General features: G+C 42.0%; 24 protein-coding genes. 14 read left to right on the top strand and 10 right to left on the bottom strand.

Features of this window, described 5'->3' with window-relative positions:
- Positions 1–112: 112 nt before the first annotated feature.
- Positions 113–712, bottom strand: coding sequence for a TetR/AcrR family transcriptional regulator (locus P2W73_RS24325; RefSeq protein WP_276504708.1), 600 nt, complete (start codon positions 710–712; stop codon positions 113–115).
- A gap of 272 nt (positions 713–984) precedes the next feature.
- Between P2W73_RS24325 and P2W73_RS24320 the strand changes: the two genes are divergently transcribed.
- The 8 genes from P2W73_RS24320 to P2W73_RS24285 all read left to right on the top strand — a co-directional run bounded on the left by P2W73_RS24320 (position 985) and on the right by P2W73_RS24285 (position 10,904).
- Positions 985–1,617, top strand: a complete 633-nt coding sequence (locus P2W73_RS24320; protein WP_276504707.1) for a TetR/AcrR family transcriptional regulator — start codon at positions 985–987, stop codon at positions 1,615–1,617.
- Between the two features lie 33 nt (positions 1,618–1,650).
- Complete coding sequence (locus tag P2W73_RS24315) at positions 1,651–3,027, top strand: TolC family protein (protein ID WP_276504706.1); 1,377 nt, start codon at positions 1,651–1,653, stop codon at positions 3,025–3,027.
- A gap of 6 nt (positions 3,028–3,033) precedes the next feature.
- A complete protein-coding gene (locus tag P2W73_RS24310) occupies positions 3,034–4,104 on the top strand; it encodes an efflux RND transporter periplasmic adaptor subunit (protein ID WP_276504705.1) in 1,071 nt (356 codons plus the stop codon).
- A 36-nt stretch (positions 4,105–4,140) separates the two neighbouring features.
- Positions 4,141–7,317, top strand: coding sequence for an efflux RND transporter permease subunit (locus P2W73_RS24305; RefSeq protein ID WP_276504704.1), 3,177 nt, complete (start codon positions 4,141–4,143; stop codon positions 7,315–7,317).
- 508 nt (positions 7,318–7,825) lie between these two features.
- On the top strand, positions 7,826–8,266 hold the full coding sequence (locus tag P2W73_RS24300; protein WP_276504703.1) for an Hsp20/alpha crystallin family protein: 441 nt from the start codon (positions 7,826–7,828) through the stop codon (positions 8,264–8,266).
- 144 nt (positions 8,267–8,410) lie between these two features.
- The gene (locus P2W73_RS24295) at positions 8,411–9,988 is read left to right on the top strand and encodes a L,D-transpeptidase family protein (RefSeq protein ID WP_276504702.1); all 1,578 of its coding nucleotides are present in this window, start codon (positions 8,411–8,413) and stop codon (positions 9,986–9,988) included.
- A 57-nt stretch (positions 9,989–10,045) separates the two neighbouring features.
- Positions 10,046–10,696: a hypothetical protein gene (locus P2W73_RS24290; protein ID WP_276504701.1), complete on the top strand. Its 651-nt coding sequence runs from the start codon at positions 10,046–10,048 to the stop codon at positions 10,694–10,696.
- A 10-nt stretch (positions 10,697–10,706) separates the two neighbouring features.
- Entirely contained in the window at positions 10,707–10,904 is a 198-nt protein-coding gene (locus tag P2W73_RS24285; RefSeq protein WP_276504700.1) for a YgaP family membrane protein, read from the top strand.
- Here P2W73_RS24285 and P2W73_RS24280 read toward each other — a convergent pair.
- The 9 genes from P2W73_RS24280 to P2W73_RS24240 all read right to left on the bottom strand — a co-directional run bounded on the left by P2W73_RS24280 (position 10,901) and on the right by P2W73_RS24240 (position 20,821).
- Entirely contained in the window at positions 10,901–13,438 is a 2,538-nt protein-coding gene (locus P2W73_RS24280) for a cation-translocating P-type ATPase (protein WP_276504699.1), read from the bottom strand. The two genes, P2W73_RS24285 and P2W73_RS24280, sit on opposite strands and share 4 nt — an antisense overlap.
- 86 nt (positions 13,439–13,524) lie before the next feature.
- Positions 13,525–13,728 (bottom strand): YtxH domain-containing protein, encoded by a 204-nt coding sequence (locus tag P2W73_RS24275; RefSeq protein WP_276504698.1) that lies wholly within the window; start codon positions 13,726–13,728, stop codon positions 13,525–13,527.
- 102 nt (positions 13,729–13,830) lie between these two features.
- Positions 13,831–14,763 (bottom strand): 1-phosphofructokinase family hexose kinase, encoded by a 933-nt coding sequence (locus P2W73_RS24270; protein ID WP_276504697.1) that lies wholly within the window; start codon positions 14,761–14,763, stop codon positions 13,831–13,833.
- 11 nt (positions 14,764–14,774) lie between these two features.
- Positions 14,775–15,230, bottom strand: a complete 456-nt coding sequence (locus P2W73_RS24265; RefSeq protein WP_276504696.1) for a pyridoxamine 5'-phosphate oxidase family protein — start codon at positions 15,228–15,230, stop codon at positions 14,775–14,777.
- Positions 15,231–15,263: 33 nt separating this feature from the next.
- Entirely contained in the window at positions 15,264–16,019 is a 756-nt protein-coding gene (locus P2W73_RS24260) for an SDR family oxidoreductase (protein ID WP_276504695.1), read from the bottom strand.
- Position 16,020: 1 nt separating this feature from the next.
- Positions 16,021–18,423, bottom strand: a complete 2,403-nt coding sequence (gene ppsA / locus P2W73_RS24255; RefSeq protein WP_276504694.1) for a phosphoenolpyruvate synthase — start codon at positions 18,421–18,423, stop codon at positions 16,021–16,023.
- A 97-nt stretch (positions 18,424–18,520) separates the two neighbouring features.
- Positions 18,521–19,357 carry a universal stress protein gene (locus P2W73_RS24250; protein WP_276504693.1) on the bottom strand — a complete coding sequence of 279 codons (837 nt, stop codon included), beginning with the start codon at positions 19,355–19,357 and terminating at the stop codon, positions 18,521–18,523.
- 26 nt (positions 19,358–19,383) lie between these two features.
- A complete protein-coding gene (locus P2W73_RS24245) occupies positions 19,384–20,481 on the bottom strand; it encodes a baeRF3 domain-containing protein (RefSeq protein WP_276504692.1) in 1,098 nt (365 codons plus the stop codon).
- Positions 20,482–20,659: 178 nt separating this feature from the next.
- The gene (locus tag P2W73_RS24240) at positions 20,660–20,821 is read right to left on the bottom strand and encodes a hypothetical protein (RefSeq protein ID WP_276504691.1); all 162 of its coding nucleotides are present in this window, start codon (positions 20,819–20,821) and stop codon (positions 20,660–20,662) included.
- Between the two features lie 67 nt (positions 20,822–20,888).
- On the opposite strand from P2W73_RS24240, the gene P2W73_RS26570 reads away from it, so the two are divergent.
- From P2W73_RS26570 to P2W73_RS24215, 6 genes are all read left to right on the top strand, one after another.
- The gene (locus P2W73_RS26570) at positions 20,889–21,053 is read left to right on the top strand and encodes a DUF892 family protein (RefSeq protein ID WP_369127538.1); all 165 of its coding nucleotides are present in this window, start codon (positions 20,889–20,891) and stop codon (positions 21,051–21,053) included.
- Between the two features lie 95 nt (positions 21,054–21,148).
- Positions 21,149–21,580: a heavy metal-binding domain-containing protein gene (locus P2W73_RS24235; RefSeq protein WP_276504690.1), complete on the top strand. Its 432-nt coding sequence runs from the start codon at positions 21,149–21,151 to the stop codon at positions 21,578–21,580.
- A 323-nt stretch (positions 21,581–21,903) separates the two neighbouring features.
- Complete coding sequence (locus tag P2W73_RS24230) at positions 21,904–22,110, top strand: hypothetical protein (protein ID WP_276504689.1); 207 nt, start codon at positions 21,904–21,906, stop codon at positions 22,108–22,110.
- 284 nt (positions 22,111–22,394) lie between these two features.
- Entirely contained in the window at positions 22,395–22,988 is a 594-nt protein-coding gene (locus P2W73_RS24225; protein WP_276504688.1) for an NADPH-dependent F420 reductase, read from the top strand.
- Positions 22,989–23,096: 108 nt separating this feature from the next.
- Positions 23,097–23,678, top strand: a complete 582-nt coding sequence (locus P2W73_RS24220) for a Crp/Fnr family transcriptional regulator (RefSeq protein WP_276504687.1) — start codon at positions 23,097–23,099, stop codon at positions 23,676–23,678.
- Positions 23,679–23,842: 164 nt separating this feature from the next.
- Positions 23,843–24,592 (top strand): SDR family oxidoreductase, encoded by a 750-nt coding sequence (locus tag P2W73_RS24215; protein WP_276504686.1) that lies wholly within the window; start codon positions 23,843–23,845, stop codon positions 24,590–24,592.
- Positions 24,593–24,831: the final 239 nt, after the last annotated feature.

Below are 24,831 nucleotides of genomic sequence, written 5' to 3'. Positions count from 1 at the left end.
TTTGTTTTGCAATAACAAGTTGAGTGATCTATCTAATAAGGTGACAGTAGAAGATCACTGGCAGGGCGATAAACAATTCGATCTTATTACGGGAAAGCAGGATTAGCAATTCTTATGCTTTCACTCCATAGAAAAGCGTATCGGCGATAAAACCCAGTTGACTTTCGGATACACTAAAATCATCTTCCAGGAAAAGTTTGTGGGCCATACCCTTAATAGCAAGATTTATCATTTTTGCCCATAAACTCATTTCTGCATTGTTCATCATTTTTACTTCGTGCTGGCTGATACCCAGTATAAGAATATCTTTTAGCTGTTCTTCGATATAAGAATCGCGATGCTTAAGAGCATTTTCAACCAGGAAATGGGTTTCGTGCATCTCTGCTCTGAAAATGGAGAATTTGTTGGCCTTTTGTTTTACACCCTCCAGCATACTGATAAATAACATGCGGAATTTTTTAATTGCCGATTCCTCTCTTTTTACCGCTTCAGCTACCATGGTCTGCGATGCTTCTACCTCATTTAGCACAACCGCACCAAATATCTCTTCCTTGGTTTTATAATAATAATATAAAGCACTTTTCGATTTGCCTATCTGGCGGGCAATATCTTCCATGGTCGTTTTTTTAAAGCCAAACCGCTCAAACAAGTCCCTGGCGCCATTTAGTATTTCTTCCCTGATAGGGTCCTTTGTTTCTTGACTATTCGACATATTTGGTCTATTTTAAGGTCTTGTACAAATATACAGAATCGTTTCTAACCGTTGTCAGAAAACAGCGGACATTTAAAACGTTTCAGGAGTGAAAATTTTTATTTTATTGATTATTATATAGTTAATTGGTGAATGTTCAGGTGCGAGCTTAACATTTTTCTTCAATTCTGGCACGTTTGGCAGTTTCTTAACAATTTAATTCGACCAATTTTACAATTTGGTCGAATAGTCATCCTATATTTGACCAATAAACCAAAGTGGTCGAAAATTTTATGACAGAACAGATACTAGAAACGGTCTACAAATTATTCACCAGCCAGGGTATTCAGCCCTTTACCATGGATGAAATTGCATCCCGTCTGGCCATTTCGAAAAAAACCTTGTACCGGTTTTTTGACTCCAGGCACCATTTGATTCAACAGGTATGTAAGCGTGTGGCGGATAATTACGAGGCAGCTATGGCAAAAGTTGATAGGGCGGAAGCTGATAACCTGCTGCGGGTACTCGGATACCTCACAGCTAATGTACAGTTCTGCAAAAAGACAAGCCCGGTTTTTTTCACCGACCTGCAAAAATATAATCCCATTGAATATGCCAACCTGGTTAATACGCTAAACAATTTTATACAGCAAAAGCTGCTTAAAGTATTGGAGCAAGGGATTGTGGAAGGTGTATTCCGTGGAAGTCTGCATCCGCAACTGATAGTTGCTCTTTTACAACAACACATACAAAAAGATTTTGAGTTCGCAGCCGAATTGGTTACCGACTACTCAAAAGATGAAGTTTTCAGACAGGCCATGTACTTGTTCCTGTATGGAATTATTGCGCCTGGTGCTATTCCCCGGCTTGAGAGCGAACTGCAGCAATACAGCCTCACTGCACCCGAAAGAATTCACTCAATATAAATAAGCTAAACAGTTCAATTAAATACTTAACTAATGAAACAAAATCAATCGCTTCGAACTTTTGCCCAACGCTTGGTATTACTTGCGATCGGGGTGGGCGTTTTGTCTTTAGCAAAAGCCCAGACAACTCCGCTTTCCCTGAAAGAAGCACTGCAGTATGCGCTGAAAAACAAATCTGATGCAATAAAGGCAAGGCTTGATGAAGAAAACGGTCAAAACAAAATTGACGAAGCCAAATCACAGGCGCTCCCGCAGATAAATGGTAATGGAAGCCTTACCTATAATCCTATTTTACAGCTGACCGCATTGCCCGGCGATCTGGCAGGACAACCAGGTAAAACATTATTGATTCCAATGGGACAAAAATGGAACAGCGGTGCCTCTGTTTCTCTTTCTCAAACCCTGTTCGACAAATCGGTATTTACTGGTTTGAAAGCAGCAAAGACCACGAAACAATATTACCAGCTAATGGCAGGCCTGACCGATGAACAGGTGATTGAAAAAGTAGCTACACAGTACTACCAGGTTTTGGTGCAACGCCAGCAACTGGTAATTGTAGACAGTAATATTGCCACTACCACCCGCGTGAAGGATGTAATCGAAGGACAATACAAAAACGGGCTTGCAAAAAAAATTGATCTCGACAGAAGCAAGGTTAATTTATCTAACCTTCAGGCACAACGTCAGCAATTGATCAATTCGGTTCAGCAACAGGAAAACACATTGAAGTTTTACATGGGTATGCCTATTGAAGCACCCATTACTATTCCTTCTGCCGAATTGAACGACATTCAACCAGGTTTATCACTGATGGATAATGTAGCTGATGTCAAAAAGCTGTCTGATTACAAGGTGCTGAAAAAACAGGAAGAACTGTTGCAATTACAAAAACAATCCATCCGTGCCGGTGATTATCCGTCGCTGTCGTTTTCGGGTAATTATGGCTACCAGGGATTAGGCAATTCCTTTCCCATAGGAAAATCAACGGTTAGTGGCGCCAACTGGTTCGATTATGCATCGGTAGGATTAAACCTGAAAATTCCCCTCTTTAATGGATTTGCAACACGCTCCAAAGTACGGCAGGCCGAAGTAGATATACGAAAGCTCAAAGAAGATATCAGAAACACTGAGCTATCGCTTAGTCTTACTAATCAAAATGCAAAAACACAACTTCGTAACAGCATTATTACGCTGAATAATCAAAAAGAAAATGTAGCGCTGGCCGAAGAAGTATATGATAATACCCAGAATAACTACCGTCAGGGCCTGGCTCCTTTAACCGACCTGCTGGACGCTGAAAATTCATTGTCAACAGCTCAAAATAATTATACCGCCGCTTTGCTTGATTACCGGCTGGCAGAAATTCAATTAATAAAATCACAGGGAAATTTAAAATCACTCTTAAACTAATATGCAATGCAAAAGAAGATCACCCGAATTATTTTAACCATCGTAGTAATAATTGCTTCGTTCGGAGCTATAGCAATGGTGCTTTCGAACAATAAAAAGGAATCAGAAGAAAAAACAAAAATTGTAGCACAAACAAATGCAACGGTAGCGGTGCGCATAGATACTGCTACCAGCGAAATACCTGATCTGGATGTAATAGCCAACGGCAATTTTGCACCTGCCCAGGAGTTGAGCCTGGCCGCAGAAAAATCGGGTCGCATTGTACACGTATTGGCAGACGAAGGTAGCTATGTGCGAAAAGGGCAAACAGTTGCCACTATACGGGTTGACCAGCTTTCGGTGGATGCTCACAATGCCAGCGCTAATTATCAAACAGCACTTGCTGACCTTGCACGATATGAAAATGCATTTAAAACCGGTGGCGTAACGCAGCAGCAGGTAGATCAGGCACGCTTGAATGTAGAAAATGCAAAGGCTAAACTGGAACAATCACGCATTAACCTGGGTGATGCCAATATTCGTGCTACCATAAGCGGTATTGTAAACAAACGCCATATTGAACCGGGAACCGTTGTAGCGCCCGGCACTGTATTATTTGATATCGTGAATGTTTCTACACTTAAATTAAATGTTGCAGCAAACGAAGCACAGATACCTTACCTGGAATTAGGAAAACCGGTACAGATAAAAGCAAGTGTTTTTCCTGACAAGACATTTTCCGGTAAAATCAATTTCATTGCACCGAAAGCGGATGAAGCATTGAACTTCCGGGTAGAAATAGTTATAACAAACAATACAGCCAATCAATTGAAAGCAGGTATGTATGGTACCGCAGTATTCGATTTCCCCAATCAATCGGCTATTATTATGATACCGCGAACAGCTTTTGTGGGCAGTGTAAACAGCAAACAGGTATTTGTGGCCGATAACGGTACTGCCCGTTTGAAAACCGTTACACCCGGTCGGGTTATAGGCGAAAAAGTAGAAGTATTGGAAGGTTTAAATGAAGGTGCATTGGTTATTACCAGTGGTCAGATCAACCTGGCGGATGGTAGTAAAGTGAGTATTATTCAATAAACCACGGATACAAATATCATTGTAAAAACATAACACATGAAATTAGCTGAAATTTCCATAAAACGGCCATCCCTCGTAATCGTGCTGTTCACGGTTCTCATACTCGGCGGCTTATTTAGTTATACGATGCTGGGATATGAACTGATCCCTAAGTTCGACTCCAATGCGGTAACCATTACTACGGTGTATCCGGGTGCTTCTCCGTCGGAAGTAGAAAATACTGTAACCAAAAAAATTGAAGATGCAGTGGCATCGCTGGAAAACATAAAAAAGCTGGAATCGAAATCAATGGAAAACATTTCACTGGTTACGATTCAATTAACCAGCGGGGCCGATGCCGATTATTCGTTAAACGATGCGCAGCGCAAGATCAATGCTGTTTTAAAAGATCTACCGGATGATATTGATCCGCCATCACTGAACAAATTTTCGTTGAGCGATCTGCCTATATTAACGCTTTCTGCTTCTGCAAAAATGGATGAATCGTCGTTGTATGATCTTATTGACAAACGAATTAATCCTGCATTGTCACGGGTGAATGGCGTGGCGCAGGTGAACCTGATCGGAGGACAGGAAAGAGAAATACAGGTAAGTCTTGATGCAGAAAAACTGAAAGGATATGGCTTGTCTGTTCCCCAGGTGCAGCAAATGATTCTTGGCTCTAACCTCGATTTTCCTACTGGTAATGTACAAACACGGGAACAAAATATTACAGTGCGTTTATCAGGTAAATACAAGAACGTAGACGAGTTGCGTAACCTGGTGCTGACTTCTCAGAATGGTATATCCATACGGCTTTCAGACGTTGCTGATGTACAGGATGCACAAAAAGAAGTAGAGAAAATATCCCGTGTAAATCAGAAGAACGCCATTGCCGTGCAGATCATTAAACAAACCGACGCCAATGCGGTAGCGGTGGCTGATGAGATCAAAGAAAAGATTGCAGCTCTTCAAAAGCAATATGCAGCCAGCAATTTAGAGATGAACATCGCGAACGACAGTACTGTATTTACATTGGAAGCGGCTGATTCCGTAGTGCATGACCTGTTGCTGGCGGTAGTATTGGTAGCTTTTGTGATGCTGTTCTTTTTACACAGCATAAGAAATTCGCTGATTGTAATGGTATCCATTCCGGCGTCTTTAATTGCTACGTTTATTGGTATGGCGCTTTTTGGTTATACCCTTAACCTGATGAGTTTGCTGGGACTTTCATTGGTGGTTGGTATTCTTGTTGACGATGCCATTGTGGTATTGGAAAACATTTACCGCCATATGGAAATGGGTAAGAACAGAGTGCGGGCTGCTTACGAAGCCACCAAAGAAATAGGATTTACCGTTACCGCCATTACCCTGGTAATTGTGGTGGTGTTTTTACCCATCGCATTAAGTACCGGATTGGTATCAAATATCATTAAACAGTTTTGTGTTACGGTAATTATTGCAACGCTGTTTTCACTCTTATCCTCGTTCACCATTGTACCCTGGCTTTCTTCCCGGTTTGGAAAGCTGGAGCATATTACTTCAAAAACGCTGTTCGGCAGAATTATCCTGGGATTTGAAAAAGGGCTTACCTCTTTCACACATTGGGTAAGCAATATATTAACGTGGACGCTTAAGCATAAACGGATCACGTTAGCTATCGTGCTCGCCCTGTTTGTGGGATCGTTATACATGGTAGTAGGCGGTTATGTCGGTGGTGAATTTTTTTCAAAAAGCGACAGGGGAGAATTCCTGGTACAAATGGAATTGCCTAAAGATGCTTCCGTTGAGCAAACAAACCAGGTGACGCAAAAAGCAGAAGTGTATTTGCGCAAAAAGCCTGAAGTGATCGATATGATCACTACAGTAGGGCAAACAAGTGATGGCATGGCCGGGAGCCAGTCTACTGCATATAAGTCGGAGATACATGTAAAGCTGGTAAACAAAAAGCAACGGAATGATGATTCGTATGTGTATGCAGCCAAAATAAAAAGAGAATTGGAAAATGTATTGGTAGGAGCCAAAGTGAAAACAACACCCATAGGTATGTTGGGCACCGCAGATAATGCACCACTGGCTCTGGTTGTAATGGCACCTGATTTGGATAGCGCTATGGCCTTTGCCAATGCAGCGCATGATGAGCTGAAAAAAATAAAAGGCGCTACAGAAACAAAGCTTACCGTTGAAGCAGGAAACCCCGAGATCAATGTACAGGTGGACAGGGATAAAATGGCTAGTTTGGGCTTAACTCTTCAAACAGTGGGCGCCACGATGCAAACGTCTTTCAACGGTAATACCGATGGTAAGTTCAGAGCCGGTGAATATGAATACGACATCAACATACGTTATAACAGTTTCAACCGATCGAATATTGATGATGTACGCAACCTGGAATTTGTAAATGATCAGGGCCAGCATATCAAACTATCGCAGTTTGCTACTACTGCTGAATCATCAGGCCCCAGCCAGTTGGAAAGACGAGATAAAAGTCCTTCAGTAACTATCCAGGGCCAAACAGTAGGGCGCCCTTCGGGTACTGTTGCTACAGAATGGCAGGCTGCTTTTGAAAAATTAAAAATACCGGCCGGAGTAAGTTATGTGTGGAGCGGCGATATGGAAAATCAATCTGAAGGATTTGGTTCTTTGGGTATAGCCATGCTGGCTGCTATCTTACTCGTGTACCTGGTGATGGTGTTGCTGTACGATAGTTTCGTTTATCCTTTGGTGGTGTTGTTCTCTGTACCGCTGTCCTTCATCGGCGCCTTGCTGGCACTGGGATTAACCAACAATTCATTGAACATATTTACCATTCTCGGTATCATCATGCTTGTTGGTTTGGTATGTAAAAATGCCATCATGCTTGTAGATTTTACCAATCACAGAAAGGCAGCCGGAGAAACTACGTTTAAAGCATTGATACAGGCAAACCATGCAAGACTTCGCCCGATTTTGATGACAACCATTGCCATGGTGTTTGGTATGCTGCCTATCGCCATTGCTTCCGGTCCCGGCGCCGAATGGAAAAATGGTCTTGCCTGGGTAATTATCGGGGGATTGATCAGTTCGCTGTTTCTTACGCTGATCATCGTTCCCGTTATCTATACCATATTCGATGGCTGGATCGAACGCTCAAGACGCAAAAAACAGGAAAAGAAAACAATTGACGAGTTAATGACAGAGACATATATTCCCGCTGAGAGCGAAGACGGATTTACACCGATACATGTTGTTTAGTTATATAGAAGGATCAGGATTTTAGATCGGAGTTGTTTTATGAACGGAGGCAGGACACTGGAAATTTATTTTCTGTGTCCTGCTGTTTTTTAAAAGTAGTTCAATTAATGACAATAAGGCATCTGATTGATTTTTTGAAATGGAGATTTTATTCTATTTGCCGCAAGCAACAAAGCTCGTTTTATGACAGGTCAATATTATCGTATTGATGGGGGTGTGGGTACGGTGTATTGGCATTTAAAATTCTGTCCTTCTGGTTAAGCAGGATTTGTTCGATAGTTTCATTGATAATCAATATCTGTCATGTCAGAGGTTTACCAGTTTATCAGGTGCGTCTTTTCACCTGTTCACCTTTTATTTTAAAAGACCAGTTAGCCACTAATCTTGTATTGCCGCAACGCCTGATTAATCTCAAGGTTTTTGCTGACGCAGATCGTTTATTTCAGACGGTTGAAAAAATAGATTTGTGATGTAAAAAATATTCTAACAAAAAAACAAGGAGGTTTTTATGGGAACCCAAGCATTAAGCAGGCTTTCAGAAAGAATGCCTTCCGTATTTGATGATTTTTTTAAACCCTGGAACGAGTGGTTTGATAGTGGTTTCTCGGGCCGCGTCATGAACGTACCCGCTGTGAATATTACTGAACAAAAGGACCAATACCTGGTATCGCTGGCCGCTCCCGGCATGAAGAAAGATGATTTCAATATTGATGTAGATGGCAATATGTTAACCATCAGCAGTCAAAAAGAAGAAAGCAAGGAAGAGAAGGACAAACGTTACACAAGGCGGGAGTATAGCTATTCTTCTTTCAGTCGCAGTTTTACGCTGCCCGATGAAGTAAACAAGGAAAAAATTGATGCCCGGTATGAAGACGGTGTGTTAAAGATTTCCCTGCCCCGGTATGAGGAAGCAAAAAAATCTTCAGCGAAGCATATCGCTGTAAAATAAGCCAGCTACTGTATGGCTTAATGCCCCGCCACAAAGGGTGACGGGGCTTTTTAGTTGATGCATAAGAAATTCAGGAATGACTTTCACCGCCCTGTTTAAATCAATGTTTGGGATATTGCTCATCTGCTTCGTTTGCCAAGGTTTGTGAAAAAAGAAATCATCATATCGCTGTTTTGCGTAATCAGCCTGACAGGCCTTGCTCAAATTTCCCCGGCTGCTGTAAAGCAATTTGTTTCATTTGAAAATAAGATGGGCTCCCCCGAGTCCCGCCAAAACGAAAGCATCTTTTATGAAAAGACTGGCTTTACGACAGGGTGGATACAAAAAGAAAACAAAACAAACTGTATTTTTCTGCTTTCTGTTTTAAAACAAGCGGCTGATTGGGGGCTACAGCCAAAAGACTACGATATTGATTTTATAGCTTCATTACTACAGGATAAACTTCATCTACAAAACCAGGAGGACTCAATCAGGGCGGACATAAAGATTACACAATCTGCCATTCAGTTTTACAGTGATATCACTTTTGGAAATACCAGACCTGCGTTGGGTTATAATGGTATAAACTACGTACCGGGCTGCACCAATATCGCGGCATTGCTGGCTGAATCCATGTTGAAAAATGAATTACCCGCATTAGCACACCACTTAAGCACTACTCTTCCGGAAATACAGTCGCTGACAAATAGAATACAATGGTATAACCGGGTGATGGCTGATAACAGTTTCAAGGAAACAACTATCCGTTCTTCCAAGGTAAATGTTGCTAACCAACCATTGATTATAAAACTATGGCAGTTATCACTTCTTGACACTGCGATAAATAAATTGTCAGACAGTCTTGTGAAGGCAGGAGTAAAAGAAGCGCAACGTCAGTTTGGGTTGCTGGCTGATGGGGTGTTACGGACCACTGCTTTGGCGGAGTTAAATGTGCCGCTTGCCACCAGGCTGCAACAGTTAAATCTTTCGGTCAATTATTATCGTTGGCTGAATTGCCTGGCACAAAGTCAGCCGGTTATCGTGATTAATATTCCGGCAGCCTATATGAAAGTGTACCACAAGCAACAGGTGATTCTTGAAATGCGCATGGTATTAGGAAAAAAATCTACCCCGACACCCACTTTGGCCAGCCGGATAACAGAGTTGGTGCTTTATCCTTACTGGCATGTGCCGTTTAGTATTGCCACCAAAGAACTGTTGCCTCATATAAAAAAAGATCCCGGCTATCTTGCTGCAGGCAATTTTCAACTGCTGAATCTATCAGGAAAAATTATAGACCCTTATACTGTGAACTGGCAAAGCCTAAGCACCCGGTATTTCCCTTATATTATCAGGCAGAGCACAGGCTGCGATAATTCATTAGGGCTGATAAAGCTTAATTTCTATAGCCCTTACGGTGTTTATCTGCATGATACACCAGTTAAGGATGCATTTATGCTGAACAAGCGTTTCTTCAGTCATGGATGCCTGCGCATGAGCAAGCCCATGGAGTTAGCACACCTGCTTGTAAAAAATCCTTTGACAATAGATACACTGGAAGAGAAAGGATGTTTGCGAAATCAATCACCTGTTATTGTGCCTGCTGATCAACAAATGCCTGTGATCGTCTGGTACAATCCTGCTGGTGTCGATTCATCGGGCCGGGTTTTATTTTTTGAAGACGTATACGGCAAGTTTAACCGGGCAGGGAAAACGCCTGATAATAATCTGGCAGCCCAATGATGCCTGTCATTTTTTGAGGCTGGTGCTTTCTGTATTTTGAACCATAAAACAAAAAATATGAAAGCGATAAAATGGTTGGGTATAATTGCACTGTTCCTGGCAGGATGTACTTCTTCCAGGATTACCAGTTCATGGAAAGATGAAAATGTATCACCCAAACAATACAATAAGATACTGGTGTTGGGTCTTATCCGGGAAGCAGATCGTACCATTCGTGAAAACATGGAAGATCATTTGGTCGGCGATCTGCAGAACTTAGGTTATAATGCGGTATCAGCGTTAGAAGAATATGGACCGAAAGCTTTCGATAAAATGGATGAAGAAGCTGCACTGGCCAAACTAAATAATAGTGGTGTCGATGCGGTAGTGACAATTGTATTGCTGGATAAAGAAAAAGAAAAAAGATATGTTCCGGGCCATATCAACTACTCGCCTTATGGCTATTACTACAATCGCTTCTGGGGATATTATGGCACAATGAACCGGCGGATTTACGAACCGGGCTATTATGTCACCGATACCAAATATTTCTGGGAAAGTAATTTCTATGATATGCGTACGCAAAAATTGTTGTACTCGGTGCAAACCCAATCCTTTGATCCGGCGAGTTCAGAAAGCCTGGGTCACCAGTATGGCCTGCTTATCGCGAAGCACATGATAAAAAACGGAGTGGTGGCGAAAAAAAATATTGTTAGTAAACCTTTTTAAACAAACATTTATGAAATGCAATGTTGGAAAAACAGACAGAACAATCCGGTTGATAATAGCCGTTGCGATCGGTGCAGCAGGCTTGTATTTTAAATCCTGGTGGGGACTTGTGGCCATTCTGCCACTGGTTACTTCTTATGCCGGATTTTGTCCTCTATACAGTTTACTGGGTATAAGCACCTGCCATCCAAAGATCAATGTAAATTAAGCGGCATTGCTTAGAGGGTCACCATAAGTTGCTTTACGATTGAAGTTGAGCAGAACTATTTTATATACCTCGAGCCAGAAAACACTGGCAAATGCAACTGCGAAGCAAAGCCAGAAGTGCTGCCAGTTTATTGTTGCCAATTGAAAAAGCTTACGGACAAAGGGAACAAAATGCAAGGCACCAAGAAACAGTGTAGAGATAATAAGTATAACAGGGGCAAGATTATTTTTATACCGGATGGTGTGAAAAATGGTCTGCGTAAAAGAACGATCCACAAAGGTTAAAAAGATATTACTAAGAATTAAGGTAGTGAAAACAATGGTTCTTGTTTGTTCCAGCGAGGTGCCCTTCGTCATGAAGTAATAATATAACGCCAGGGAGCCAGTCGCTATTAACAAGCCTTGCAGGATGCTGATAAATATTTCCCGCCGGGTAAACAAGCTATCTTTTTTTTGTCTTGGTTTTTGGAGCATGCTATTGCCCTCAACCGGTTCTCTTTCAAAAAATATAGAACAGGTGGGCCCCATGATCAGTTCCAGGAAAATAACATGGATCGGTGTAAAAATATTGGGGTATGCCCATCCAAGTATAATGGGGATGGATGCGGTCAGCACAATAGGGATATGAATCGAAATAATATAGCGGATTGCTTTTTTAAGATTGGTAAAAATTTTTCTTCCTTCCCGGATAGCCGTTACCATTCTTTCAAGATTGTCGTCCGTTAAAATGAGGTCTGAGGCTTGCCTGGCTATTTCTGTTCCCTTTTTACCCATGGCAATTCCGATATTGGCCGATTTTAAAGCTGGTCCATCATTAACGCCATCACCCGTCATGGCTACTATTTCACCATTGGCTTTTAGAGCTTCGATCACTTTCAATTTGGCATCGGGAAACATTCTTGCAAAGATGTTGGTATTCTTTACCGCTATCTGTATCTCGCCATCGCTCATGTTTGCAACCTGGTCACCGGTAATATAATGCTGATGGTGATGTATGCCTGATTGGGTTGCTATAGTAACGGCAGTTTCGGGATAATCCCCGGTTATCATTTTCACTTCGATTTTCGCATCGTGAAATTCCCTGAGAATACCAGGAATATTTTTTTTGGGTGGGTCATATAATGCCAATAAGCCTTCAAAATGCCAATCAAAATCATCCTGCGCTGATGGTAATGGCCTGTCAAATTGGAGCCTGCTGCTGGCGACTGCCAAAACACGATATCCCTTCGAAGCCAGCGACCTTGTTTGTTGGCTGATGGTATTCTTATCAACGTCACTGAGCTGACATACTTTTATTATACGCTCTACTGCGCCTTTTGCTGCGGCGATTCTTGAACCATCTGTAATGTAAACATGTGTCATCATCGGCGGCCTGCCTTCCAGCGGATACTCATAGTTCATTTTTAATGGTTGCTGGGGCAGGTATTTTTTGCCCGCATCCCATATTGCTTTTTCCATGGCATCAAATGGATCTTGTTCGCTGGCTAATACTGCATAACGTAAAACCTCTGTGTTTTGCAAGCCGGAATTTTCATTCAGCTCAATGAATGCATCTGAATTAAAATCATAAATAGTTTTTACCTCCATTTTATTTTCAGTGATGGTACCTGTTTTATCCAGGCAAATAACACTGACAGCTCCGAGGTTTTCTACCACTTGTGGCTGCCGCGAAATAATGCCGAGCTTACTCATTTTGTAAGCCCCCAGTGCCATAAAAGAGGAGAATGCTACCGGCACTTCCTCAGGAATTGCGGATAAGGCAAGTGTCAGGGCAAACAACAAACTGGTAACCCAGTTGCCGCTATCCAGGTAGTTCAGTAAAAGAATGATAAAGAAACCGGCAAGACCAAAAAAAGCAAGGTATCGTACAAAACGATTGATCTGTTGCTGGAGTAATGTTTTAGGTGGTCGGTAAGTTCCAATTGTTTTGCCCAACTTACCTAAAACGGTGTTATTGCCAATAGCGCTAACCTGTGCCACACACTTACCGGCATTGATGGTAGTACCCTGGTATAAAATATTATTTCCTTCCGTTTCATTTTTTTCAACCGGGAACGACTCTCCTGAAATAACCGACTCGTTGATGCTTAGATCATTTTCCTGTAAGATGATGGCGTCAGCGGGTATATTCATCCCTTCGCTCAATAGCATGATATCTCCGGGTAGCAAATCCTCTGAGAGTAATATGATCTCTTTGCCATCCCTGATAACGGTGATCCGGGCATCTGTCAAATGCTTTAAGGCTTCTAATGCCCTGTTGCTTTTTACTTCCTGGTAAAGAGAAATAGCAGTAACCAGGCTTATTGCTACTGCCGTCATGATACCTTCGTCTATGCTTCCCAGGATGAAATAGAGTGTACAGGCAATGGAAAGCAAAATAAACATGGGTTCTTTTACAATATCCCATACGATAGAAAAGAAACGCCTGGATGGCTCTGCCTGGAAAATATTTTTACCATATTGCCGGCGTAGCGGTTCAATATCTTTTGCAGATAAGCCGTTGATGTTTTCCAGTTGAATAACTTTTTCCGGCATCAGCAAAAAGATTTTTTTAAAATGTAAGAACCTGTTTTGGTATGACTGCCTTCTTATTTTTTTCTTTCCGCAGTGTACAGATCACATCACACTGGTTCATTTTCCTTGTCTGCAAATTTTTCTTTGCAACGGCTGAATTCTTTTTCCAGCTTATCGGCTAATTTTCCTGGTGCTTCAGCGATCTTTTGTCTTGTTTCGCTTCCTTTAGCAGGCGCAAATAAAATTCCTAACAGGGCTCCCACAGCCGCACCGGCGACAAGTGCAATCAATACTTTATCATTTTTGTTCATAAAAAAATAGTTTATTGGTAATAAAAACTGTAAAGTAACCACCCGCTTAACTATGAAGAATGAGGCCGCTCATTTGAAGTTATGACAATCCTCATAATACTATCAGGCGGATTGATTGATCTGCAGGTATAACCTGTCGGCATCATCTTTTTTACAAAGTTCAGTACCAGGGTTCAGGGTAGCAGCAGTACCGCAGGCCACTCCATATTGTAAGGCCTGTTGCAAATTTTTTCCATTGGCAAGACTGTAAATAATACCTGCTACCATGCTATCACCGGCGCCCACTGTACTTTTTCTTTCCACTTTTGGCGTCTTGATCCGGAATGAATCTTTTGCTGTTACCAGCATAGCACCATCGGCTCCCATGGAGACCACGATTATTTCACAATGAAATTTTTCAATGAGATGCCGGGCAATTTCTTCTGCCTTGTCAGCGTCGATCCATTTCAAGCCGGCAAGTGAACTTAGTTCGCCAAGATTAGGCTTCAATAAGTAAACACCTTCTTTAATGGCGTACTTCAATGCATCGCCGGAAGCATCAACTATGAACTTTGAGTTTTTATTATGTGCAATTTTCGCAAGGCGTGAATAAATATCGGGCGGAACTCCCGGTGGCAAACTACCGCTGGCCACCAAATAACCGCCATTGCAGGCTTCCTCCACTGCTTTCACACAATGTAGCCATTCACTTTCAGTTAAGGTGGTGCCGGGCATTCCAAACCGGTATTGATTATTGGTTGATTGATCTACGACGATAATATTCTCTCTTGTTTCGTTGGCTGTTTCAACAATGATGGAGGGGATATTTTCTTTTTCTATCAAATGATTCAGGAATTTGCCGGTATAGCCACCGGAAGGAAATATGGCTATTGCTTCGCCGCCCAATTTTTTGATAGCCCTTGCTACGTTAATGCCGCCGCCACCGGGCTCCAATTTGGGCGCTGAACATTTTAATTTTTTTTCAGGAATCAATGAATGAACCGATGTGCTTTTATCAATACAGGGGCTAAAGGTGATCGTAATGATAGAAGTCATGAGCAGAAAAATTAATCTTTTTCATACCGGCCCGTCTTTTCAAGGATAACGATCCGGTAAATAACAGGACGAAGGTCGCCGGGAACATGCAGTATCTGGTTATCTTCTGATATTTCAGGAGGCATGGCTGTTTCACTGATTTTTGTGCGTAGGGTATGGTCCACAAAATATTTCATGGCCCTGTATCTTTCTGCTGAATCGGACAGTTCCTGGTATTCGCCCCACACGATCACACTTTTCCAGTTGGTGAAATCTTTTATTTCATCTACCTCAAAACAAACTTGCGGGTTTCTGCGCATCATTTCTATTTTCATGCCTTGCATCGAGTGTGCGATGATGTCTTTTCCATCATACACATAGTTGATAGGCACTATATACATTTTGGCGTCATCATAACAGGCAATACGTCCCAGGAGGTTATTTTTTAACACCATTTCAATTTCCTTATTATTCAATTGGCCAAGCATACAGGTATGTTTTATCCTGTAAAGAATTTGAGTTTATTGTGCAACCCATCCGCCGTCTACCGTCAGCGAGTGGCCTGTTACAAAAGAAGAAGCATCTGAACAAAGCCAGATGACTGCCGCTGCTACTTCTTCGGGCTCACCAAGCCTTCCCACGGGTTCCATTGTTTCAAATTGTTTTTCCACTTCTTTATTTTTCCCGGTAAAGCGGTCGATCATCGGCGTCCTGATCACACCCGGACATACGACGTTTACCCGGATGCCCATTTTTGCGTATTCAAGGACAGCATTTTTCGTAAGTCCGATGACGCCATGCTTCGAGGCGACATAAGCGGGGATATTGGGAAATCCTACCAGGCCTGCTATCGATGCATTGTTTACAATTGCACCTTTTCCCTGCTTCAGCATGTGCGGTATTTCATGCTTCATGCAGAGCCAAACACCCTTCAGGTTTATATCAATGGTCTTTGTCCAGTTGTCAGTTGTACATTCATGTGTAGGAGCTGCATGACCTTCTACACCGGCGTTGTTAAATGCATAATCCAGGCGGCCGTATTTAGCAATAGTTTTTTCAACCATCGCTTTGACGCTGTCTTCGCTGGATACATCGCAGGCTATAAACATAGCCTCTCCGCCTGCGGACTGAATAGCACTTACTGTTGTATTGTCTTCAATGATATCCGCAATAACAACTTTGGCGCCCTCCTTTGCAAAAGCAATGGCGGTAGCTTTTCCAATGCCGAAGCTTGCACCTGTTACAATCGCCACTTTATTTTCAAAAATTCTTTCCATGCTAAAGGCTTGGCGTTTGTTGTAATTTTTTTATTTCTTTTTTTTCCGCTTGCAGGATGTTTTCAATCCCTTTTAGTAAAGCGTCATGATTAAAGGAGATGCTATCAATTCCCTGTTCTACCAGGAATTTGGCGAATTCAGGGAAGTCGCTGGGAGCCTGGCCACATAAGCCAATTCTTGCACCGGCTTTTTTTGCCTTACTGATCATTGTAGCGATCATTTCTTTTGCCGCCTCATTTTGTTCACTGAATAAATGGCTGATAATGGCGGAATCCCTGTCGATACCCAATGTCAGCTGGGTAAGATCATTGGAGCCAATGGAAAAGCCATCGAAGATCTGTGCAAACTTTCCGGCAAGTATTACATTGCTTGGTATTTCAGCCATTACATAAATCTTGAGGTTATTGACACCCCGTGAGAGACCATATTTTTTCATCACGGCTATCACTTTGTTTCCTTCTTCCAGCGTTCTGCAAAATGGGATCATCACTTTCACATTCGTAAATCCCATCTCGTCCCTCACTTTGCGGATGGCTTCGCATTCCAGCCTGAAACCTTCCCGGTATAATTCATGATAATAGCGGGAAGCACCGCGGAAGCCGATCATTGGATTCTCTTCCGTTGGTTCAAAATCTTTACCGCCTACCAGGTTGGCATATTCGTTCGTCTTGAAATCACTCATTCGTACAATTACATCTTTTGGATAAAAAGCGGCGGCTATGGTCGCTACGCCTTCAGCCAGTTTATCAACAAAGTATTTTTCTTTATCAGGATAGTGATGGGTTAATTCTTCGATCTTTTGTTTTACCGCAACATCCTTTAGTTCGTTGAAGCGAACCAGTGCCATCGGGTGTATTTGTATGGTATGGGTAATAATAAATTCGATCCTCATCAGGCCAACGCCGTCATTGGGGTAAAATGAAAGTTTAAAGGCTTTGTCAGGGTCGCCGGCAATCAGCATTGCTTTAGTTGTTTCCGTTTTTTTTACTTTCGAAAAATCAAGTTCAACCTCTTTGAATTTTAAAGCGCCATTGTAGACAAATCCGGTCTTGCCTTCACTGCAGGATACAGTTACGGTATCACCATCAGCAATTTTTTCCGTCGCATCGTTGCATCCCACTACAGCGGGGACGCCTAATTCTCTTGCAACAATGGAGGCGTGGCTTGTTCTGCCACCTTTATTGGTGATGATCGCTGAGGCGTTTTTCAGGATAGGATCCCAGTCGGGGCTTGTTAAATTGGTAACAACTATTTCACCGGGTTTTAATTTATAGGAATCTTTTGGCGATTGTAGAATCCGGGCTACACCGGTTGCAATTTTGGACCCGATGGCCTGACCTTCCGTTAGTACCACTCCTTTATCCAGGAGTTGGTATTCTTTTATTACCAGCGGATTCTTTTGACTGTGTACTGTTTCGGGCCGGGCCTGGATAATAGATAGTTCATTGCTGATTCCATCTTTGGCCCATTCGATGTCCATTGGTTTTTGATAATGCTCTTCAATCAGCAATGACCAGTTGGCAAGCTTTGTTATTTCTTCATCATTCAAAACAAATCGCTCTTGCTTTTCTTTTGGCGTGTCAATATTGATAATCGGGTTTGCTTCGTCGTTGCTATAAATCATCGTCTTTGCTTTTTCACCCAGCTTCTTTTGTACGATGGCATTCTTGCCTTGCCGTAACGTGGGTTTAAAAACAAAAAACTCATCCGGTGTTACTGTTCCCTGCACGATATTTTCACCCAATCCCCATACACCGCTGATATGAATAATATCCCTGAAACCCGATTCTGGCTCCAGTGTAAAGAGAACGCCGGACGACGCCTGGTCAGAACGAACCATTTTTTGTACACCTACTGATAAGGCTACTTTTTCGTGTGCAAATCCATTGTCTTCCCGGTATTTAATGGCCCTGTCTGTATAAAGAGAAGCGAAACATTTTTTAACTGCCTGTAGCAATGCTTTTTCACCTTTAACATTGAGATACGATTCATGCTGCCCGGCGAAGCTTGCCTGTGGCAAGTCCTCGGCGGTTGCACTGCTCCTCACGGCAACTTCGAAATAAGCGGTTTCACACAGTTCTTTATAGGCATGCACAATCGCCAGTTCCATGCTACGGGGCATATCTGCTTTCAGCAGCAATGCTCTTGCTTTGGCGCCGATAGTTTGCAGGTTTGAAAAATTATTTTTGTCCAGGTCATTTACCAAGTCATGCAACGGCAGGTGTAATGAGTTATGCGACAAAAATTCTTCAAAAGCAAAAGCAGTGGTGGCAAAACCGTCGGGTACCGGAATACCCTTTGAGGAAAGTTTCGAAAACATTTCGCCCAGGGACGAGTTTTTACCACCCACTGCTGCTATATCAGCTATGCTGATTTCCTTGAATTTTTTTATATAATTGTCCATTTTGCCAGGCAATAATCGTTATTCATCTGTTTATTTTTTATTGTTTTAATTTGGTCAGATGGAACGCCCTATCAACATCCCCTGTCTGTCAACTATTTTACATAGGCGTTTCATGGAGTGACATTACCGGTACATGTGTATGCAGCACCAACTGTTTGGAATGGCTGTGCTGGAATATTTTACTAACGAGGCTATGCCTTTTGGGGATTAGTATTAGCAGGTCAAGCTTGTTTTCTTCTGCAAAATCAGTTACGCTTTTTTCAACCTCTGGTGCATTCAGAAAATGATATTGCGGATGCAGGTCGCCCAGCATTTCCTGTAATAGTCCTGATTCTTCTACTGTTACCGCACTAAATGTACCCTGTGTCTTGTCGCTTACGTGTAGTATATGCAATTCAGCGTTGAATTCTTTCACCAGTTCTTTTATTTCCTGCACTCTTACTGAGTCTACTACTACCCTGAAATCACAAGCCAGTCCTGCTTTGCGAATATTGGTAAACTTCGCAGTTGGCGGCACAATGATCAATGGCCAGGCTAAATCTTTTACTGCTGTTACGGTCTTGCCACCAAATAAGAATCGTTCAAAGGCGCCGGCACTTTCAGCACCCATTACCACTGCAAATGGTTTTACGGAGTCTGCGTATTCTGTCAATTCGTTTATCACATAGCCCGGCCTTGTTTCGGTGTGAATGATCACCCGGTCATTCAACCGGTTTAGCAATGTTTCTTTTAGCTTTTGTATTTCTGCGTCAGCTGCTATAGCCAGGGCTTCCACATCATAGGTGGGTATTGGTACCTCGGTAGCCGGTGTAGGAATGGCATATACATGAAATAGGGTTAAGTGGGCGCCCAGCATATTGGCCATGTCAGCGGCATAGTCAACCGCATTCAACGAGTTGGCCGAAAAATCGGTTGGGGCAATGATTGTTTTCATAAAAATTATTTTATATGGGTTAATAATTAATAATATTGAACTAAGGCAATGTGGTGATAATCTTTCAATACATCTTTGTCAACGAATTCAACGTCGCCGCCTTGCTCCAGCACTTTTTCAATTACATCATCTACCGCATCTTTAATATGTGAAAACTTAGAATAAGATTTTGATGGCATGTAAATAACATTCTTGCTTCCTCCATGCTGTGCGGCGTACATATGATCTTTTTCGACAACCAGGAGACGACCCTTGTGATTCATCGCTTCCCGCCATACATTGCGTATGCCACATGCCAGTTGTTTTTTACGGGCTGCATCTTCCAGTTGATTCAATAATTCTTTTTGTTTTACTTCTTTCCATTTTACTGTGTAGGGTTGCAGGATGGCTGCCAGTTCTTCGGCATTCGCTTCATCATAACCACCATAGATATATTCGATAACAGCGCTTCCATGTTTAGTCAGTTTTTTAAAATGGCCAACGATTCTTTCAGGACCCAGTACAAAAAGAGGCAAATGATAAGCCTGAAGAATAATGCCGAGCGAATTATCAATATGGTGCAGGAACTTTTCCATAATGATCTCCCGCCTGCTTGCATTATCCGAAAAATTGGACACTTTTTCAGGTGCATCATTGACATGCGTATATACCGAACCGGAAGTGTCGGCAATTATTTTTACAAAGGTTTTTGAATTGCCCAGGAACATGCGGCTTTTCTTACCGTTTAATACCAACACCAGGTATTGATGGGATTGCTTTTTGTTGTAAACGAGGTCACGGATCTCAAATGACTCATCTACCATGATCTTTTCTTCTACCGCAATATCCAGGTACAAAACCTTTTCAAATACCGGTGACACATAAATGGCAATACTTTTTTTATGAGTATTATAATTTAAGTTGCTGATTACCGACCTGAGCTTGCCTATCACGAGTTCGATGATTTCGGTGGAATAAGCTTCCCTTAATTCCCGTTCCACCTTGTCAACGGCAATTTTCAATGAATGCGACAGGGCTGTCTTCTGATTCATCTTTGGCTCAAATGGCATTACGATAGAAATAGCAGGACGGTAATACTTCGCCTCCAATACTTCACTTAATTCGGATGTCAGACCGGTATTCATAACATATGTTTTAGATACCGAAGCTAGGTCTGCTTACTACTCCAAAAAATGACTATGATCACATAAGCCTTTGATTGTTCTCATTCATGTAGCAGCAAAAAGTTGGCCGGAAGGGCGTTAACCCGCTTATCTGTTATGCGCAATAAATAGCGGGAGTTTCAGGTCTCTCATCAACACATCAGCCATGCTTGCCCTGAACCAAACGGGAGACGGTGCTTCGACGGTAAGCACCCAGGATCACCAGGGAATTTTCTTTTTGCTTTTTCAAATAATTTACGATTGCTATTTCGGGCAAGCCTTTGAAAACAGAATAGGTGGCATGAGGAAAGTGGCGCTTCATAAACTCCTTCATCAATTTTTTATCCGGCACGACACGGGTTTGATTCCCGTTTTTTACGGATGGCTGCATTCAAGCCATCAACCATTATAAAATCAGTATTTATGGAACCGCTGCTGCTTTTACAAAAGCATTGGGAAATGATAAGGCCGCCACTTTATTTCACGAAGCAGAAGTAAACGAGAAGAAAATTGATGAGGAGTCCGTAGTAAAGCTAATTCAGGATGATCATTAGCTGACTCCTATCACAGTATTGTTTGACTCACGTCATTTTATAGTGCCCGTAATGCGTCTAATTTCGAGTATTACTCAATTTTAAAAACTTAACTCATGAAAAAGTTAGTTCTTCTCCCGATCGCTCTGGTCTTTACATCCACTTGTATTTTTGGACAAAAGGCCGGAAAAGTGGATACGACAAAGCATGCGACATTCTATTCCTGTCCTAACCATCCGGAAGCTACCGGTCACGAGCCAGGAAAATGCCCGAAGTGTGGAATGGAATTTACCCTTTCAGCCAAGGAAGAACTGAAAGCTAAGGAAATGAAAACTTACAGGTGCCCTGTTCATCTTGAGGTAACAAAACACGATCCGGGAAAATGCCCCAAATGTGGAAAGAAGCTAAACCTGGCTCCAAAAGAACAAATGAAAGCTGAAGTTGTAAAGTTATATACATGCCCAATGCATCCGGAAGTAGCGTTAGACAAAGAGGGTAATTGCCCTAAATGCGGTAAAGCACTGGTTGAAAAGAAAACCAACGAATAGGTATAAAGTAAAGTTCATTTTCCGATCCAATTTTGTAAAGGTGAAACGTCATATCAAACTGACTGTTGACCAAAAGGCCCCTTTTATAGCATTATATCTCCGGCTCATTGGGAACTACGATAGCTTTTTTCTCCTCTTCTGATATGTCCCCCTCTGCGAAGTAGTTGCATAGAAATATACATTCGCAAGTGCAATTTGCGTATTTTATTTTTTTCTTACAGCCTCTCAGACCTCCTGTCGCTATAACTTAAAAGTGAAAGGTGATTTTCATTTCAAGTCAGCGCTTATATGCTATTCCAATTGCTCACGCAAGCATTCAGCTGATGCGATATAACGAAAATAAAAATCAAGTGATCAATAAGTTTATTGAATTCAGTTTACGGAACCGTCTGATCGTATTGCTGATCGCAGCGGGTATGACGGTTTATGAAAAAACATCCTATGTTCGTGTCAATACTTCCAATAAATATACCTTGAGATTACCAACAGATCCTGTTATCAGGGATCGTAAGTTGCGACAATTTGGCTAAAGACAGGTGATAATACGTTTCGAAATCAAATGGTGACAACTAACGGTGGACTTTCAAGACGATGGGTATTTGGTAATCACTATCCCTACAATACCATCGAATCCTTTTCGCCCGGTAAAATAAGTTAGCACAGCATTAGGAGTTGGCTGATTTTGTTAAGCTTTCTCAACAAATGCAGCGTTGACATTTGTCAAGACTAATTCCCTTTAAATGTCATTGGAGCATGGCTGCTTTACGAGCCATCTTTGGTATAAATAAATATTTAACTTAAAATTTTAAAAGAAATGAAAATAGGTATCATTGGAGCCGGTTCTATAGGAATGGCTTTTGCAAAACAGGTAGTTAAAGCTGGCTATGAAGTTATATTGAGCAATAGCCGTGGCCCTGAATCATTGGCTGGAGTTGTGAACCAATTAGGTGGTCATGTAAAAGCTGGCACAGTCACCGAGGCTGCAGCGGCAGACGTTGTCTTTGTTTCTTTGCAATGGCAGCATCTTAAACAAGTGATCACGGGTAACAAGTGGAACGGTCAAATTATTATTGACCCTACCAATCCCATTTTACCAGGATTTAAGCTCGCTGATTTAAATGGAAAGACATCCAGCGAGGTGGTTGCTTCATGGGCCAAAGGTGCAACTCTTGTGAAAGCTTTTAATACGCTTACACCAACAGTTCTGAATTCAAACCCCAAAGAGCATGGGGGAAGCCGGGTGATTTTTTATTCCGGTAATGATGAATCTGCCAAGGAAGTAGTGGCGGGTATCATTGATAGGTTAGGTTTTGCTGGGGTTGACCTGGGCCGGTTGGATGAGGGGGGTAAATTGCAGCAATTTCCGGGAGGGCCACTTCCTACATTAAACCTGCTAAAAATCGGATAACCTATAAACCAGGTTCTTTTAAAACGGTCTAAACCGTTTTAAAAACTATTCATAAGTTTGAAGTGAGTATGTCTTTTAAACTGGTTTAGTTCAAGCTGATGAATAAGTATGTTTGACGTTTTCCGAAAATATCTTACTGATAAAATAACGCTGTCGGAACCCGAATTGGATAGAATATCTTCAGTCAGTATTATAAAAAAACTCCGACGGAAACAATACCTTTTACAAGAAGGTGACGTTTGGAGACATTATGCTTTTGTATGCAAAGGTTGTCTTCGCATTTACCGGCTGGATGAGAAAGGAGTGGAGCATATCCTCAAGTTTTGTATCGAAAACTGGTGGGCCGGAGATCGGGAAAGTTTGCTGACGGGCAAACCTTCCCGTTGTTACATTGACGCACTCGAGGAATCGGTGGTCATCATGATCACTAAAGAGAATTTTGATAATTTATGCAAAGAAATACCCGCTTTTAATGACCTGGTAAGTGAATTGCTAAACCGCACTTATATCGCCAGCCAGGAAAGGATACACGGAAATATCACTTTTACAAGTGAGGAAAAATATCTGGACTTCATCAAACGATATCCGAACATTACCAGCCGGGTTCCTTTACATATGATCGCTTCCTATCTCGGAATCTCCGCCGAAACGTTATCGCGGATACGCACTCAATTCGCCAATAAAAAGTAGTCGTTAATTTCTCTTACACTCTCCCGGGATTTGCTGGACTAACATTTTGTTTTACAATCAAGCCTCTTGATAAATATCAAGACTAAATAGCCTCAAATGACGTTGGAAACGGCCTCCTCAAACACGCAATTTTGTTTTATTAAAAAAACATAAAACAAATAATCATGGAAAAGAAATCAAAAAATAAAGTTGCTCTTGTTACAGGCGGTAGCAGGGGCATTGGCGCTGCTATAGTAAAAAGATTAGCAGCCGATGGAAACAAAGTAGCATTTACTTATCTGAATGCAGTGGATAAGGCCATTGACCTGGTAAATGAAATCAAAAAAGCAGGTGGAGAAGCCTATGCCATAAAAGCTGACAGTGGCGACACAAAGGCTGCGGAAGCTGTAGTTGAAGAAACAGTAAAACAATTTGGCGGGTTGGATATACTTGTCAATAGTGCCGGGGTCACAGCTTTCAGCGTGGTAGATAATGCAGGAGACGACCTTTCACATGTGGACAGGCTGTTCGCTGTAAACTTGAATGGTGTAGCTGCAACAGTAAGAGCAGCCACAAAATACCTGGGTGATGGTGGACGCATCATTTCTATAGGTTCCACTTTTGCTGATAGGCTTGCTAATGCTGGTTTTGCAGATTATGCTGCCTCAAAAGCCGCCGTTGCAGCTTATACACGGGGTTGGGCCTGGGACCTTGGTAAGAAAGGCATTACGGTTAATACTGTACAACCTGGCCCTACTGATACTGATATGAACCCGGACGGAACCGAGTTTTCTGATAAAATAAAAGCAGGCTTAGCTCTGGGCCGTTATGGCAAAGCTGAAGAAATCGCTGCTGCTGTATCTTTCCTTGCAAGCCCTGACGCATCTTTTGTTACTGGATCAACTATTACGGTAGATGGCGGACAAAACGCCTGATGGTGCATGATAAAAACAACCGGAATCTCTTTATGAATCCGGTTATCCGACTAAAATTTTCGATATTGGGCTAAAGCCCATTGTGGAAGAGCGTTTCATAGCCCCGCCATTAAAGTGGCTGTTGCGCGACTGTAATTTTAGATTGTTATGAAATTATACTTTGAACAAGTGCTTGCAATATTGAACTTTAGCATCCATGTGTTATTTATTCTATAGCGTAATATAGATTTCCATAAAGC

Source organism: Terrimonas pollutisoli, from assembly GCF_029360765.1.
Classification (GTDB): Bacteria; Bacteroidota; Bacteroidia; order Chitinophagales; family Chitinophagaceae; genus Terrimonas_B; species Terrimonas_B pollutisoli.
Note: the sequence above shows the minus strand (reverse complement) of the source record. Positions and strands in the feature narration are given on the sequence as shown.

Coding starts and splice junctions, on each gene's coding strand:
- P2W73_RS24325 (WP_276504708.1), bottom strand. CDS start 712: ATGTCGAATAGTCAAGAAACAAAGGACCCTATCAGGGAAGAAATACTA.
- P2W73_RS24320 (WP_276504707.1), top strand. CDS start 985: ATGACAGAACAGATACTAGAAACGGTCTACAAATTATTCACCAGCCAG.
- P2W73_RS24315 (WP_276504706.1), top strand. CDS start 1,651: ATGAAACAAAATCAATCGCTTCGAACTTTTGCCCAACGCTTGGTATTA.
- P2W73_RS24310 (WP_276504705.1), top strand. CDS start 3,034: ATGCAAAAGAAGATCACCCGAATTATTTTAACCATCGTAGTAATAATT.
- P2W73_RS24305 (WP_276504704.1), top strand. CDS start 4,141: ATGAAATTAGCTGAAATTTCCATAAAACGGCCATCCCTCGTAATCGTG.
- P2W73_RS24300 (WP_276504703.1), top strand. CDS start 7,826: ATGGGAACCCAAGCATTAAGCAGGCTTTCAGAAAGAATGCCTTCCGTA.
- P2W73_RS24290 (WP_276504701.1), top strand. CDS start 10,046: ATGAAAGCGATAAAATGGTTGGGTATAATTGCACTGTTCCTGGCAGGA.
- P2W73_RS24285 (WP_276504700.1), top strand. CDS start 10,707: ATGAAATGCAATGTTGGAAAAACAGACAGAACAATCCGGTTGATAATA.
- P2W73_RS24280 (WP_276504699.1), bottom strand. CDS start 13,438: ATGCCGGAAAAAGTTATTCAACTGGAAAACATCAACGGCTTATCTGCA.
- P2W73_RS24275 (WP_276504698.1), bottom strand. CDS start 13,728: ATGAACAAAAATGATAAAGTATTGATTGCACTTGTCGCCGGTGCGGCT.
- P2W73_RS24270 (WP_276504697.1), bottom strand. CDS start 14,763: ATGACTTCTATCATTACGATCACCTTTAGCCCCTGTATTGATAAAAGC.
- P2W73_RS24265 (WP_276504696.1), bottom strand. CDS start 15,230: ATGCTTGGCCAATTGAATAATAAGGAAATTGAAATGGTGTTAAAAAAT.
- P2W73_RS24260 (WP_276504695.1), bottom strand. CDS start 16,019: ATGGAAAGAATTTTTGAAAATAAAGTGGCGATTGTAACAGGTGCAAGC.
- ppsA (WP_276504694.1), bottom strand. CDS start 18,423: ATGGACAATTATATAAAAAAATTCAAGGAAATCAGCATAGCTGATATA.
- P2W73_RS24250 (WP_276504693.1), bottom strand. CDS start 19,357: ATGAAAACAATCATTGCCCCAACCGATTTTTCGGCCAACTCGTTGAAT.
- P2W73_RS24245 (WP_276504692.1), bottom strand. CDS start 20,481: ATGAATACCGGTCTGACATCCGAATTAAGTGAAGTATTGGAGGCGAAG.
- P2W73_RS24240 (WP_276504691.1), bottom strand. CDS start 20,821: ATGAAGCGCCACTTTCCTCATGCCACCTATTCTGTTTTCAAAGGCTTG.
- P2W73_RS24235 (WP_276504690.1), top strand. CDS start 21,149: ATGAAAAAGTTAGTTCTTCTCCCGATCGCTCTGGTCTTTACATCCACT.
- P2W73_RS24230 (WP_276504689.1), top strand. CDS start 21,904: ATGCGATATAACGAAAATAAAAATCAAGTGATCAATAAGTTTATTGAA.
- P2W73_RS24225 (WP_276504688.1), top strand. CDS start 22,395: ATGAAAATAGGTATCATTGGAGCCGGTTCTATAGGAATGGCTTTTGCA.
- P2W73_RS24220 (WP_276504687.1), top strand. CDS start 23,097: ATGTTTGACGTTTTCCGAAAATATCTTACTGATAAAATAACGCTGTCG.
- P2W73_RS24215 (WP_276504686.1), top strand. CDS start 23,843: ATGGAAAAGAAATCAAAAAATAAAGTTGCTCTTGTTACAGGCGGTAGC.